Raw genomic sequence first — 13,167 nt, forward strand, 5'->3', positions numbered from 1 at the left:
GGATGCTCGGGGCGCCTCGATGACGTGCTTGGGGTCAGTTGGGCAGTGGGGCGAGGTTCGCCACGTACGCCTCAAGGTCGGTCCGCCGAATGCGGCGTGCGCGGCCCAACTTGATGTACTTGAGGGTGCCTTCGGTCATCAGCTCGTAGACGGTCGAACGGCCGATGGCAAGCGCTTCGGCAGCCTCTTCGGGCTTGTACAGGAGTCGGTCGACGGGAGCGGCAATCGCAGTGCTCATCCGGGGTGCTCCTCGGCTGGTGTCGTGGGCCCTTCTTCCGGGGGATCCGCAACGTCCGCCACGCCGCCACATCGCAGGTCAGAGCCTTGATCGTGTGGCGGATCGCGGATTTGTGGCGGATCGGTGCCGCCACACCGGGACGGGTGTGGCGGCACCGGGGACCGGTCGGCGTCAGCCGGTCAGGGTGATCGGTGTGGCGGTTTCCGCGGGCGTGTGGCGGCTGCCCGTGGCGGTATCCGCCACGGATTCACCCTCGCTGACCTGCGGGTGTTGCGGCGTGGCGGACGTTGCGGATTCCACAGGGGGTGGGGGACAGTACCGCGTCCAGGCGTCCATGAGGTCTTCCGCGTAGTAGCCCTTGGGGGTGCCCATAGGAGTCCGCATGCTGCGCGGCTTGATCGGCTTGTTGGCCGGGGTGACGTACTGTCCCAGCAGCCGCGCGAGCGTGCGGGAGTTCAGCGGCTTGTCGTCCACATCACCCCACGGCGCGTCATCCATGGCCAGCAGACATTCGAGGATGGCGGCGGTGGGCATCCGCTCCTCCCCGCACAGCACCTTGTCCCGCAGGTCGGTCAGCAGCCGCACCCCCAACGACGCCTCATCGTTGTCGTGCCCGGCGCTGATCAGTTCCAGGCAGGCGGCGCGGGCCCGCTTCGGCCAGTGGCCGCCGGCCGCGTCCGCCACGGCCAGCAGCGGCTCCCACACATCGGCCGGCCGGTCGCTGACGCCCTCGGGCATCGTCGGCCACGCCCCGGCGACCTGATCGCGCACCGCATCGGCCCATTCGGCCAGCCGCTCGCGCAGGGCATGCCCTTGCCCTTCGTGGAGGCGCTGGCGGTAGGGCTCCACCTTCTCGTTCGGGGCGCGCTTGCGCATCCGGATGATGACCGAACGCGTCAGCACGGTGTCCGGCAGCGAGCCCAGTCCCGCCATGGCGACCGCGCAATAGGAGTTGAAGACCTGCGCGTTTTGGTTCGAGCCCTCCCCCACGCACCGCAGCGCGCCCCCGATGCGCCGGTACCCGGCGTTCAGGAACCCCCGCAACTGTTCATCGGCCCCGGCCTTAGGTCCGAAGATGGTGTCCACCTCATCGAAGAGGACGGTGGGTAGCCCGGCGGCGGAATCGACCAGCCGGTACAGGGCGTTGGCGGATGCCGAGACCGTGGCCACCGGCCGCGGGGTGAGCAGTTCCACGATCTCCAGCGCGCGGGACTTGCCCGATCCCGGTTCCGGGGACAGGAACGCGATCCGCGGCGTGGTCTCAAAGCAGTCGATCAGGTGGGCGTGCGCATCCCACAGGGCGACGGCCACGTACCCGGCCTCGGTGGGAAAGACGTTGAAGCGGCGATGGAAGGCCTCCACCTCGTTGAGCACGGCGGCCCCGTCGATCGTGTCGGTCATGCGGCAGCCCTCCCTTCCTGGGGGTTACGGAGCGGGCAGGTCTCGCGGTGCGCGGCGTGTTCTTCGATCAGGTCTCGCACCTGGCGGTGGCCGACGGCGCTGCGGTTACGGCCGCACCGGCACGTAGAGGTGGCCGTCGGCACGGCGCCGCGCGGGACCGTGATGCGCAGCCAGGCCACGGGGTACCGCCCGGCGCTCCGGTGCGGGTCAGGATGACAAGCTGAATCGACGCCCTGGCGGGCGGCGCCCTTCGGCGCCCCACGGCCTGCGGGGGTGCGGGCCGGTTCGGCGGGGCTGGGGCCAGTGGCGGTGCAGGCAGGCATTTCAGTGGGGGAGGAGGGGGTGGGGGTCATGCCGTCTCCCTGGGCCGGGCGGTGCGGATCGACCAGTTCAGGGCGCTGCGCAGCGTCGAGCGGCACTGGTGCGGCGGCAGGCCGGTGGACTCCGCCGCCGACTGAAATGCTTCTTCGACCACGTGCCGGGGGATGTCGCCCCATGCCACGAAGCGCCCCAGCTTGCGGGCGCTGGTGAACAATGCCGCCTCCCGGCCGCCTTCCTGTGCCGCCGCCACCACGGCGGTCTCGCGTTCCAGGGCGACTTGAGCGCAGCGGGTACCGCCGCGCGGCACCCGGACCGGCACGGGCGCCCGTACGGGCTGCTGGACGGGCGTGAGGGCGTCCAGCAGCCACCCGGGCAGCGGAGCCACCGGAACGTCGTCCAGCACCTCGTACGCCCCCGCCGCCGTGGCGCTGCCCGCGCCGACGACGTAGCCACCCCACGCGCGGGTGTCGACCAGCGGCGCGAGGCGGCCCGCGCTGTTACCCAGCCGCACCCCGTCCGGCGCGGCGAAATACAGGTGCGTCCCGCCGCTCGCGGTCCGCGCCCGGTAGGTAGTGGGGACAGCCTGCCCGGCGCGCTCGCAGAGCGCCTCGAAGACCGTCGCGCCGTCCGGCGCGTTCCTCATGCCCTTGTTCTTGGGCAGGTCGAGGTCCACGACGACCAGCCCGGACGGGCCGGCGGCCACGCCGACGTTGTACGGGGCGTGGGCCCACGCGCGCTCGATGCGTTCGGGGTCGGTGGTGGCGCGCTGCTCCCACTTGCGGTGCCCGCCGGCGCACTCGCCGGTGCGGGGGCACTGGGCTTCGCCGTGCAGCGCCGGGCGCTTGTCCCCCGGCCGCAGCGGGTGCACGTGCCAGCCACGGTCCGCGGCGGCCAGCGCCGCAGCCAGCAGCGGCACCTGCGGAAGGTCGATGGGCAGGGGCGCGCTCATCCGGTGGTCCTCCTTTGCGGGAGGTGGCCGCGCCTGCGGCGCAGATGGCGCTGGCGGGCCATGTCGCCCCAATGGGGCAGCCAGATTGCGGCCAGCGGCCAGTCCGGGGCGCACGGGCAGGCGTCGAAGGCGGGCCGAATGCTGCCGCTGCCGAAGCACTGCGGGCAGTGAGGATCGGGCAGCCGGTGCAGGGCCAGAACGGGCCGGATGCGGCCGGTGCCGGGCCAGTAGCGCACTTCCAGACGGGCGCGCGGCCGGGACGGCCTGGAGCCGTCTGGCCGGGCGGGGGCATGTTGGGTCATGCTGGAGACCTCCAGTGCTCTGTTGAGTTGTGCTGGGAGGAGAGGGCGGCCCCGGTTCTTTGGAGAGATGCGGGGTCGCCCTCGGCACGTCTAGGCGATGTCCAGGGTGAGTTGGACCGGAGCGGGGGCCGTGGCTTCGAGTACGTCGGCGGCGAGCAGCGCGCGGTAGGCGGTGGTGGCCTGTTGGATGACGACGCCGTTGCCGAGGATTTTGAGCTGGTCGGCGCGGGACAGGGCCAGGTCTGTGCCGGTGACCCAGCCGGGTTCGGCGCCCATCATCCATTCCACGAAGGCCGGGGACAGGCGGCGGTTGCCCTTGGTGCCCGGTTCGGTCGGCTCGGGCGCGGGCCGTCCCAGGACCGCTTCCCAGCGGTGGATGGCGGGGCCGTAGTCGGTGCCGTTGGTGGCCACCCAGCGCCTGTCCAGGCGGACGGCCTGACCGGGCAGGTAGTAGTTCCCGGCCTTGTCGCGCTGGTTGGGCCCGCCGTGCGGCCCGTCGGACGCTTTGGGGGTGGGCAGCAGATGCAAACGGACGATGTCCGTCAAGGTGGGGCCGTACCCGCTGCCGTACGGCGTTCCGTCCGCGCGGAAGTTCGCCGTCCCACGCGAATCGGCTGCCGCCGGGGTGGGCAGCAGGTTGACCACGACCTCGTTCAGCGGTCGGCCGTTGCGCTCCGCCAGGTTCGAGGCGCCGCACTTCCAGTCGCGGGCGAGCGGGGTGGGTAGCAGGGTCACGGCGGTGCGCAGGTTCATGCCGCCCTTGCGCTTGGGCGAGAGACCGGGGCCGCCGGTGCCGTCGGCGGCGGCCGGGGTGGGCAGCAGCCTCAGCCGTCCGCCGGGGGTAGCAAGAAGACCACTTCGTCCTCCAGCGTCGGCCCGTGTCCCCCGGCTTTGCGTTTGTCCGGGTGCTGGGGTCCGCCGTTGCGTCCGAGCTGGGAGGTGGGGGTTTTCAGCAGCGGGATAGGCGACGGCGAACCAGCGGTCGCGGCGGTGGCAGGCGCCGACTTCGGGATCTCCAGCGCGTAGGCACATCCACCGCGCGTCGTACCTGATCGCGGCCAGGTCGGCGGCGACGACGTCGAGTCCCCGGCTTCGGAGGGCGGCGACGTTTTCCAGGAAGACGAGGCGGGGTCGAAGGTGGCGAATGGCTTGGGCGATGGTTTTCCACAGTCCGGAGCGGTCACCGGCGATTCCTCCCCGAGGTCCGGCGTTGGAGATGTCCTGGCAGGGAAAGCCGGCGGTGAGCGCCGCCGGGCGTGGCAGGTCGGCGGCTAGGGCGGCCCAGTCGACGGCTGTGATGTCGCCGAGGTTGCGGGCGTGGGGCATGCGGGCGGCCAGCAGGCGGGAGGCGGCCGGGTCCTTCTCGCCGGCCAGGAGAGTGGGCAGGCCGGTGACAGCTTCCACGGCCAGGTCAAGCGCGCCGGAGCCGGTGCACAGACTGATGTTGCCGCCTTCCTGTGGCGCGGCGGGGGGTTGGGTCATGTTGGAGACCTCCAGTGCTGCTCTGTTGAGTTGTGCTGGGAGGAGAGGGCGGCCCCGGTTCTTTGGAGAGATGCGGGGTCGCCCTCGTGTGTGCGAGGGGTCTGAGATTCGCGCGGGGCTTTCGTCAGCGACCGCGGCGCGGGGGCGGGTGCCGGGGGCGGCGCCGCAGTTGCTCCGTGCGCATGGCCACGTCTTCCAGGGCGTAAGCCAGGTCGGTGGCGCGCGGATGCGGGGCGCCGGTCTGCTGCTCGAAGTCGCCCACCAGCTCGGTCACGAGCCGGTGCAGGTGAGCGATGCACGGTTCGTGGAGCGGGTCGGCGGAGACTTCGGTGTACCCGGCCCGGTCCGGAATCCCTGTCACCGTGATGCGCTCACCGTGGGGGTCGGCCGTCCAGCGTCCGGTGTCCGGGTCCTGCACCGCCGCCGTCAGCTCGGCCACCCACTGCTTGGCCTCTTGGTCGAAGTGGTCGAATTCCTCTTCGTCCCAGTGGCGGCCGTCCGGGCCGCGAAGGAGCCGGTTCACGGTGCCTCGTGTGCGGGTCGGCCAGGGACCATCGGCCATTCGCCGTTGACGTGGGCGGACGGGTCGGTGCGCCGCTTGTGTTCTTGCAGTCCGGCGGCCTGTTCGGCGGCCCAAGCGATCTGCCGCTGGTGCAGGTCGGGCAGGGCCGTTGCGGCCAGGTCGGGGAAGGCGCGGGGAAGGCGCCAGGCCAGGCGGGCGGCGGCCATTGCGTCGTGTGCGGCGTCGTTGGGCCCGTCGTGGCGCACCTGGTAGTGGCGGCACAGCTCCGGCAGGGTGCGCCGGCCGCGCCGGTAGCGGTCCAGGTGCTTGTCGATGACGTACGGGTCGATGACCGGCGCCGCCTGGTCGGCGGGGAAGTCGATGTCGTGGCGGGCGCATTCGCGAGCCAGGACCGTGAGGGCGTAGGGGGCGCGGAAGACCACCAGCGGTACGCGCCACTGCCCACGGGGCCCGGTCACGGCTGCGGCGATTTCGGGCAGGGCGTCGACCACCGGCCTGCCGTCGGCCTGGGCTTGCTCCGTGGTGATGTGGTGGACGGCGGTGGCTTCGACGGGGATTTCGATGCCGGGGTCCAGCAGCCAGGTGGTGGTCTCGGCGGGAGCGCCGCCGCCGACGGCGACGACGGCCGCGGCGACGATACGGGCAGTCTCCGGGTCGGTGCCGGTGGTCTCGACATCCAGGGCCAGCATCCGGCCGTCCTGCCAGGGCAGACCGTACTGAGTTTCGGTCACGGGGGGTTCCTTTCCCTTGGCCACTGTGCGTGCCTGTTGAGGGGCAGGGGTGGAGGGGGTGGCGGAGCCTGGAAACGGGGGTGTCCGGGGTCTGCCGGCGGGGTGCCTCCATCAGGTCCATCAGGTCCATCAGGGCGGCGTTTCGGCAGGTGAGGGCTGATGGAGGCGGGTGATGGACCCTCTGATGGAGTTCTCCATCAGATTCCGGCGCCTCTATCACCTGCCTCCATCAGCTTTCGGCTACTCTGCGTAGCTCTCGGTGGCGTCTTCGCGTGCCTCGATGGCGGCCTGGACCCGGGCGCGGGAGACGCACACCACGCCGGCTTTGCCGTTGTCGGCCCGTGTCGCCTTCGGTTCGGCGCCCGCCTCGCGCAGTACCCGCGTGAGGTCGTGCAGTTCCCAGCTTGCGTAGATGTGCGGGTGCTTGCTGATGAGCCGCCGCAGGACTTCCTGGGTCTGGACGCGCTTGCCGTCCCCCAGTGCTTCGAGCACGTTGGTCAGGTGGTCGGCTTCCTCCGCGGGGTCCGCGCGGGTCTGCGTCTGGACGCCGGCCCGGAGGGCCTTGGCCCGTTCGGCGATTTCCTTGGCCGCGTCGATGTCGATGTAGTGCGTGCGCACGGTCACCGACGACTGGCCGGGGGCGAGCTTGATTCCGTCGCCGGCGACCACGAGCGTGCCCTTGTCGAGTCCCTGGCGCAGCTTGTGCGGGGCGGCGCCGCCCGCCAGGGCCTGGGCCCCGACGGCCATCTCCGCCTGCGACTCGGTGCCGACCACGAGCGAGGCCCGGATGTGGTTGCCCTCGCGGGACCGTTTGGGCAGGTTCTCGTTGGTCGGGTCCTGCGTGCCCTCCCAGGTCGTGACGCTCACCGCGCGTCCCTGGTCGTGGATCTTTTTGATGGCCTGGAAGTAGCGGCTGTCGGCTTTCGATCCCCCGTAGGGCGCGCCGTACTTGACCGTCCCGTTGTCCGTGACATGCGTTTCTCGGGCGCCGGAGCCGTAGGCGACCTGGGCCTCATCGATGATGACCACCAGGGGATCGAACCGCGGGTCAGCCAGGATCTTGTCCTGTGACCAGCCCTTTTGGGTCAGCTCGTTCATGAGCGCGATCCGGCGCCCCATCTCCTCTACGGCCTCCTCGGCCATCTCCGTGGCCGCGATGACGTGCTCATCGGTCGGTCCCTCGATGAGCACTTCGGCCAGTCCCCGGAGCATCGACCAGTCACCGACGCCCTTGAGGTCCGCGAGGCGGAACTTGACCCGGGGATCAAAGGCGAGCCACAGGGCCAGGGCCCGCAGAGAGGCGGTTTTGCCCTGGTTGGACAGGCCCGTGATGAGCAGGTGCCGCTGGAAGAGCGAAATCAGCGCCGTGTCGCCGCGCAGGTCCTGGCCCCACGGTGCGCGGCCCGACTTGTAGTCGGCGCTCACCTCTGGGTCTGTGACCAGCGGGGACGGGCCGATCGGCTCATCGAGGGCGCCGGAGTCGGCGATCCACATGCGCACGGTGCGGGGCGCCGGCGGAATGCTCATGTGCAGTTCGTGTTCGTGGCGGCTCATGTTCTCCGCCAGCTTGCGGCGCTTGCCCAGGATCTCTTCCGTTGAGACGCCGGACGGCAAGGTGACATCGACCTCCACGCCGCGCCCGGCGAGGGTGATCGGCCCGAGCATGCCCGCGGCCCCGTCGGCCGCGTCCTTGATGGCCTTCTTCAAGGCGGTGTTGCCCAGGTCGGACAGGGCCTTGACCACGATGGACGGGGTGATCGGTACATCGTCCACGGTCGCGGAGGCGGGCCGTGCCCAGGCGGGCGCCGTGCCCTGGGCCTGTCCCGCCTTCCACAGGTGTGCAAGCGCCCCGAAGAGCATCAGAGCCAGCGCGGGGCCCCAGGCCACGGACACGAACCAGCACACGGCCTGGATCGCGTCGATCGCGGCCAGCGTCGGGGCGATGACGTCGTGCAGCTGGTGGCTGTGCACGGCCATGCAGGCACCGAGCAGCAGTAGGCCGCCCTCTGCCCCGGCGGTGGCGATGGCGGCCGACTTGGCCATGTGCGGCACGCCCGTGATCAGCTCCATGCGCCGGCGGTGCCGGTCGGCGCGGAACTTGTCGGCCTTCTCCTGCCATTCACTGGCCAGTTCGTGGTTCCCGGCCGCGACCGCGGCGGCGCGCATCTGGTGGTGCACGGTTACCGTGCGGCCGTGCCAGGCCCGCTTGGCGACGACCCCGGCACCGCCGAGGACATAGGCGCCGTTGCGGGCCATCAGACGCGCCCCCTTGCGGGTGCGCTCGTGCATGACCACGGTGCGCGGCAGACGGGCGGTGCGCTTCCACGCCGAGACGGACGATGCCCCCGCACCGTCGGGCGGTGCGCCATCGTCCTGCGGAGCCGGTACCGGCTCGGTGTCGGCGTCCGCGGGCGGTGGCGCGGGTGCGGGCTTGGTGAGGTCGACGGGCGGGTGGCCGGTGCGGGCGCGGTGTTCTTCGAGGTCGTGCACCGTGCCCATGGCCGGGGCCGGGGCTTCCGGCGCCAGATCAGTCATGATGGTCTCCTCCGGCCCGCGCAGTGCGGGCGGGTTGGGCCCGGGACGGCCGGTGTGCTTGCCGGCCAGGCGGCCGTCCCGGGGCGCAGCTACTGGGATCGGGCGTTCTGTGCGGCGCGCTTGCGGGCGCCGTCCAGAATGCGGTCGAACTTCGCTTGCAAGTCGGCTTGGTCCACCTCGGGCCCGGCCAGCTCGCGCTTACACATCCGCGCACCGAGCCAGACCAGTTGGGCCTTCTCGGCGGCGGTCAGGGGCGGGTCCTGCGCCATACGCGCTCCGTTCGGTCAGGCGGTGCCGGTCAGGGGGTGGGTGCTGGACGGGATGGCGGCCGGGCGGGCCATGGGGCAGGCCGTCAGGTGCGCATCGGTCCACTCCCAGGCGGCCCGCAGACCGTCCCGGTAGGGGCCGTCGACGTACGCGCGGGCGTCGCCGCGGACCTCGCCGATGCCGAACGGCACGACCGTGCCGCAGGCGTGGCAGCGGGCCACGGCCTGCACGGCCACGTCAACGGCCACGTCGGTGTCGGGGTTGAGCGAGCGCATGTGCCAGCCGGGCGGCATCGGAATGCCCGCGGTGCGGCGCGCACCGGTCGTGCTCTGCGAAAACTCCATGTGCCGATCTCCTTCGGGTCGGCGCCGGGCGGACTGCCCGGCGTCCCCCTCACCGCCCGGAACACCTCCGGGCGGATCGGGGGCGGCCGGTCAGCCGACCGGGCGCAGCTCGGAGGGGCGGCACGGCACGGGGCCGATGAGCAGGCCGGCGCCGTGGACGGTCCAGCGGCCGTCTGTGCGGTGGGTCGGCGGTGCTTCGTCCACAATCCGCCCCGTACGGCCGGCCGCGCGGGGGTCGTCCTCGCACGAGGTGATCAGAACCTTCTGACCTGCGTGGAAGCTCACGGTGCGCCTACAGGGCGCCACGGCGCTGGAGTTCCCGGGCGATCTCGTCCTGATCGATGACGTGATCGGCGGCCAGCAGGTCATTGCCGGAGGCGGCGCAGTTCAGCTGCTTCTGCTCCCCCAGCAGGGCGTACGAGTCGTGCAACTCGCGGTCGGTGTAGCGGGAGTAGTCGGGCTCCTGCGACGCGTCCCGAATGTACTTGCGCATGGAGATCGGTCCTTTCGACGGGTGGACCGGGGTTGTCCCGGCTCCCCTTGCCGCCCCGGTGGTGCCGGGGCGACGCGGGCAGCCGTCCGCCTTCAGCGGCGGGCCGCGGGCTTGCCGCCCGGGGCGGGCGGGGAGACGGCGCGCACCACGCTGACCACGCCCCACACCCCGACTGCGACGATCAGGCCGCCGATGACGAGGATCGTGGCGACGGAGACGGTGGCGGCGGCCAGCAGTGGCCCGAAGTACACGCCCGCGGCCACCGCCCCGGCGCCCGCGCCGGCGCCGAGGGCGACGCGCTGCACCGTGCGGTCCGGCGGCGCCTGGTGAATGTGCTGGACGATGACGCGGTGCCCGCCCTCGTCGGCGTGCGGCAGGGGTTCGGGCCGGTAGACGACATCGCCCGCGCTCTGCTGCGCGCGGGGAACGGGAAGCTGGTTGTCGAACTGATAGCGACGCCGGGGCATCACGACTCCTCACACGAAGAAAGACGGAGGGGGTAGGCGGCGCGCTGTGGGCCGGATTCGGCGCAGGGCACGCACATGCCGAGGGAGCGGGGGATGCAGTAGCCGGCATCCGTGCGGCACTGCGGGCAAAGGCGGCGGGCGCGCATCATCGCGGCGTGCGCACGCCAGCGGCCTGGCGTCATCGGCCGGACCGGCCGGGCCAGGTCGATGCGGTAGAGGTAGGCGACCAGCGGACCGCGGCGCCGCCGCGGCCGTTTGAGCTGCGCGGCCACCGGCTGCGCACCGGGCCGCAAGCCCCGGGCGCGCAGTTGGCGGCGGGTGGCATAGCCGTCCGGGGCCAGGCGCCACCGGAACACCGGCAGCGCCCCCATCACGACACCGCACGTTCGGACGCGGCCCGTTCGGCTTGCAGCGTCTCGCGCAGGACACGGGCCTTGGCCGGGGCGCAGTGGACCGCCCGGCGGATCGCCTCGGCTGTCAGCTCTTCGATTGGCCAGCCCTCGGTCGCCGCCCGGGCCTCGATGAGCAACTGTTCGGCGGTGCGCTTCGGCGGAGCCGATCGGGCCGACTGCGGCACCCGCCCGGTCGCCCGGCGCGGCCGGGCCGATGCGGCGGCCACCACCGCGACCGGCCGCACCACCACCGGCGTCGGATCGGGGGCCGGGGCCGTCGATCCCACGTCGACCGACACCGGGGCCGGGCCGGTCGATTGTTCCAGCTCACCCGTAGACCGTTTTACGGTACTAGAGGTCGTTTTTTGCGGTTTTGCTTCCAGGGCCGGTGCCGGGCCCGGGTCGGGGACCTCAGCCGTGGGGGCGGGGGTCTGGGCCTGGCGCATCCGATCGGCCGATTGCACGGCCTGGCGGTGCAGATCGGGCGTCATGCCCGGCGCGTCGGCGCCGTGCACGATCGACCATGCCCTATCCCACGCGTCGTCCGGCGTCAGGTGATCGATCGGGGCAGCGGACAGCAGCCGATCGGCGACCTTGCACACCTCGCGGTGGTGCCACCGCCGCCGCCGGGCGTGCCACCGCTCGCGCCGGGCCTCCTGGTCACCGGCCGCCACCGACAGGGTCGACACCCACTGGCGGATCTCGAAGACGGCAGGACCCAGCAGAGTGACGGCGGCCAGCCCGGCCCCCACCGTCGCGGCGTCGGCCGCGCTCAGGCCGTGGCCTGCCAGGCCCGTGCCATAGCCGTAGTTGACCCACGCCGCGAACCCGGCGCAGGCCACCACCAAGCCGCGCAGCAGCCAGCGCACCCAGCCAGCCAACTCGCGCTGGTCGGCGTAGGCGACACCGGCCGCCATCACCCACGCCGCCCCCTCCAGCGCCAGCGGCAGGGGCAGCAGCAGCGGCGAGACGCCGACGAAGTGCAGGACCTGCGCAGGCAGGGACGCCAGCCCGGAGGCGACGACCAGGGCGAGGGTGCCGCGCCGGTAGACATGCTCCGGCGTCAGCGCCGCCGCCCGCCGCCCGGCCCGCTCCGCACGGCGCCGCAACCGGGCGGCCCGGTCGGCGTCCCGGTCGGTGCGGGCCTGGTCCCGCAGGCGCGCGGCCCGCTCATCTTCGGCCCGCTGCCGCGCGGCCCGCCGTTCCTCGGCCGCCGCGGCGTCCAGACGGCGTTGTTCGCGCCAGGTGGCCACGTCGCTCATGCCGGGCCCCCGAGCGGGCCGGTGCGGGTGTAGTCGAGAGCGGCGTCAAGGAGGTGGCGCTGTTCGGCGAGCTGCCCGGCGCGGTAGGCGCGTGGGTGCAGGCGGCGATAGAGGCGGTGGCGCAGCGTGGGGCGGGGCCGACGCTTCACAGGGCACCTCCCGCCGTCAGGGCGGCGGCCATGACCAGCAGGGCGCCCCCGACAAACGTCAGGTCGATAGCGCGGCGCAGCCGGCCGTACTTGCCCAGCGCGATACGCGACAACACCCGGATGTGGTCGGCCCGGCGGTCGATGCGCAGATCGTCGCGGACCTCCTCGCCGGTCAGCGTCGCCCACCGCGGGAAGCCCGCCGACCTTCCGGTCAGGCTGGGCCGGACCGTGGCCAGCAGCAGCCCGACGGCGGCCAGCAGGGCCGCGATGCCCAGCGCGCCGACCAGACGGGCCGCCGACGGCACCCGCAGGGCCGTCGCGGCCGTGGCCACACCGGCCAGCACCGCCCCCTCGAAGGCGATCAGGAGGGCGACCTTGGTGTCGGTGCGGGCGATCTCCTCCTTCACCTCGGCGTGCGCGGCGGCCAACGCCTCGTGCAGGGTGCTCATGCCCCCACCTCCGGGCGCTCCGTGGTGGTGCGGTTGGCCAGGTCGCGGCGGGCGGCCAGCAGACGGCGGCGGGCGCGGCGGATGCGCTGCTCGTCCAGCTCGCTCGGCGTGCGGTCCAGGACCGAGATTTCCGCGTCCAGCACGTCGAGCGCCGCCGTGATGACGGGCATTTCCTGCTCGATGGCGTCCAGTTCCGCCGCCGTCGGCTCCCGCTCCGGGGCCCCGACGGCCGTCAGCATTCGTACAGTGGTCATGGGTCGTGTGTCCTCTCAGGCGGGACGGCCCGAAGCGGCCCCGGGGAGGCACCCCCGGGGCCGCGGCCGTTCAAGCAGGGCGCGGCCGGACGGCCGGCGCCGAAAGGGATGTGGCTGTGCCCTCAGCAGGCCGGGCGGACGGCCGCGATGATGTCGGCGTGGTCGAACGCCAGCGGCGGCAGGCCGTCGAGCGGGAACCAGCGGGCGGCGCGGGCGTCGTCCCCCGCGGTGACGGGGGTTCCGGCGGGCACCAGGGCGAGGTAGGCGTCCGTGGCGTAGCGGCCGCGCGGGTCGCGGCCGGGCTCCGCCCACGTGCCGACCGGGCGCAGGTCCCGGGCGTCCACGTGCAGGCCGGTCTCCTCGGCCAGCTCACGGGCAGCGGCCTGGCGGCTGTGCTCTCCCGCATCGACGTGGCCGCCGGGCAAGGCCCACTGGCCCTCGTACGGCGGCCAGTCACGCTCGATCAGCAGCACCTGACCGTCCGGCGTCACGGCCACCACGTCAGCGGTGTAGCAGATGGTCGATCACGTCGGCTCCTTCCGGAGCCGGGTCTGTCCCGGCTCCCCTCACCGCCGGTACGAGACCGGCGGATCGGGCAGCCGACGGCC

Annotated in this window: 19 protein-coding genes; all 19 read right to left on the reverse strand. The window is 72.7% G+C overall.

Going from position 1 to position 13,167, the window contains the following annotated elements:
• Positions 1-34: 34 nt before the first annotated feature.
• Positions 35-238, reverse strand: coding sequence for a helix-turn-helix domain-containing protein (locus tag AB0L45_RS09535; protein WP_365837774.1), 204 nt, complete (start codon positions 236-238; stop codon positions 35-37).
• Positions 239-409: 171 nt separating this feature from the next.
• Complete coding sequence (locus AB0L45_RS09540) at positions 410-1,639, reverse strand: DUF3631 domain-containing protein (protein WP_365837776.1); 1,230 nt, start codon at positions 1,637-1,639, stop codon at positions 410-412.
• 349 nt (positions 1,640-1,988) lie between these two features.
• On the reverse strand, positions 1,989-2,909 hold the full coding sequence (locus AB0L45_RS09545; protein WP_365837778.1) for a bifunctional DNA primase/polymerase: 921 nt from the start codon (positions 2,907-2,909) through the stop codon (positions 1,989-1,991).
• Complete coding sequence (locus AB0L45_RS09550; RefSeq protein ID WP_365837781.1) at positions 2,906-3,211, reverse strand: hypothetical protein; 306 nt, start codon at positions 3,209-3,211, stop codon at positions 2,906-2,908. Before AB0L45_RS09550 ends, AB0L45_RS09545 begins: the two co-directional genes overlap by 4 nt.
• Before the next feature lie 90 nt (positions 3,212-3,301).
• Positions 3,302-4,693, reverse strand: coding sequence for a DNA cytosine methyltransferase (locus AB0L45_RS09555; protein WP_365837783.1), 1,392 nt, complete (start codon positions 4,691-4,693; stop codon positions 3,302-3,304).
• 124 nt (positions 4,694-4,817) lie between these two features.
• A complete protein-coding gene (locus AB0L45_RS09560) occupies positions 4,818-5,216 on the reverse strand; it encodes a hypothetical protein (RefSeq protein WP_365837785.1) in 399 nt (132 codons plus the stop codon).
• Entirely contained in the window at positions 5,213-5,947 is a 735-nt protein-coding gene (locus AB0L45_RS09565) for an exonuclease domain-containing protein (protein ID WP_365837787.1), read from the reverse strand. The genes AB0L45_RS09560 and AB0L45_RS09565 overlap by 4 nt, the downstream gene beginning before the upstream one ends.
• A 240-nt stretch (positions 5,948-6,187) precedes the next feature.
• A complete protein-coding gene (locus AB0L45_RS09570; RefSeq protein WP_365837789.1) occupies positions 6,188-8,482 on the reverse strand; it encodes an FtsK/SpoIIIE domain-containing protein in 2,295 nt (764 codons plus the stop codon).
• Positions 8,483-8,571: 89 nt separating this feature from the next.
• A complete protein-coding gene (locus tag AB0L45_RS09575) occupies positions 8,572-8,751 on the reverse strand; it encodes a DUF6257 family protein (protein WP_365837791.1) in 180 nt (59 codons plus the stop codon).
• 15 nt (positions 8,752-8,766) lie between these two features.
• On the reverse strand, positions 8,767-9,093 hold the full coding sequence (locus AB0L45_RS09580) for a hypothetical protein (protein ID WP_365837793.1): 327 nt from the start codon (positions 9,091-9,093) through the stop codon (positions 8,767-8,769).
• A 90-nt stretch (positions 9,094-9,183) separates the two neighbouring features.
• On the reverse strand, positions 9,184-9,378 hold the full coding sequence (locus AB0L45_RS09585) for a hypothetical protein (protein ID WP_365837795.1): 195 nt from the start codon (positions 9,376-9,378) through the stop codon (positions 9,184-9,186).
• A gap of 7 nt (positions 9,379-9,385) precedes the next feature.
• Positions 9,386-9,586 carry a hypothetical protein gene (locus AB0L45_RS09590; protein WP_365837797.1) on the reverse strand — a complete coding sequence of 67 codons (201 nt, stop codon included), beginning with the start codon at positions 9,584-9,586 and terminating at the stop codon, positions 9,386-9,388.
• A 92-nt stretch (positions 9,587-9,678) separates the two neighbouring features.
• Positions 9,679-10,053: a DUF6251 family protein gene (locus tag AB0L45_RS09595; RefSeq protein WP_365837799.1), complete on the reverse strand. Its 375-nt coding sequence runs from the start codon at positions 10,051-10,053 to the stop codon at positions 9,679-9,681.
• The gene (locus AB0L45_RS09600) at positions 10,053-10,424 is read right to left on the reverse strand and encodes an RRQRL motif-containing zinc-binding protein (protein ID WP_365837801.1); all 372 of its coding nucleotides are present in this window, start codon (positions 10,422-10,424) and stop codon (positions 10,053-10,055) included. The genes AB0L45_RS09595 and AB0L45_RS09600 overlap by 1 nt, the downstream gene beginning before the upstream one ends.
• The gene (locus tag AB0L45_RS09605) at positions 10,424-11,707 is read right to left on the reverse strand and encodes a hypothetical protein (RefSeq protein ID WP_365837802.1); all 1,284 of its coding nucleotides are present in this window, start codon (positions 11,705-11,707) and stop codon (positions 10,424-10,426) included. Before AB0L45_RS09605 ends, AB0L45_RS09600 begins: the two co-directional genes overlap by 1 nt.
• On the reverse strand, positions 11,704-11,856 hold the full coding sequence (locus AB0L45_RS09610) for a hypothetical protein (RefSeq protein WP_365837804.1): 153 nt from the start codon (positions 11,854-11,856) through the stop codon (positions 11,704-11,706). Before AB0L45_RS09610 ends, AB0L45_RS09605 begins: the two co-directional genes overlap by 4 nt.
• Positions 11,853-12,305: a Pycsar system effector family protein gene (locus AB0L45_RS09615; protein WP_365837806.1), complete on the reverse strand. Its 453-nt coding sequence runs from the start codon at positions 12,303-12,305 to the stop codon at positions 11,853-11,855. The genes AB0L45_RS09610 and AB0L45_RS09615 overlap by 4 nt, the downstream gene beginning before the upstream one ends.
• The gene (locus tag AB0L45_RS09620; protein ID WP_365837808.1) at positions 12,302-12,559 is read right to left on the reverse strand and encodes a DUF6284 family protein; all 258 of its coding nucleotides are present in this window, start codon (positions 12,557-12,559) and stop codon (positions 12,302-12,304) included. Before AB0L45_RS09620 ends, AB0L45_RS09615 begins: the two co-directional genes overlap by 4 nt.
• Before the next feature lie 122 nt (positions 12,560-12,681).
• Positions 12,682-13,059, reverse strand: a complete 378-nt coding sequence (locus AB0L45_RS09625; RefSeq protein ID WP_365837810.1) for an NUDIX hydrolase — start codon at positions 13,057-13,059, stop codon at positions 12,682-12,684.
• Positions 13,060-13,167: the final 108 nt, after the last annotated feature.

This window comes from Streptomyces sp. NPDC052496, assembly GCF_040679095.1.
In the GTDB taxonomy this organism is placed as follows: Bacteria; Actinomycetota; Actinomycetes; order Streptomycetales; family Streptomycetaceae; genus Streptomyces.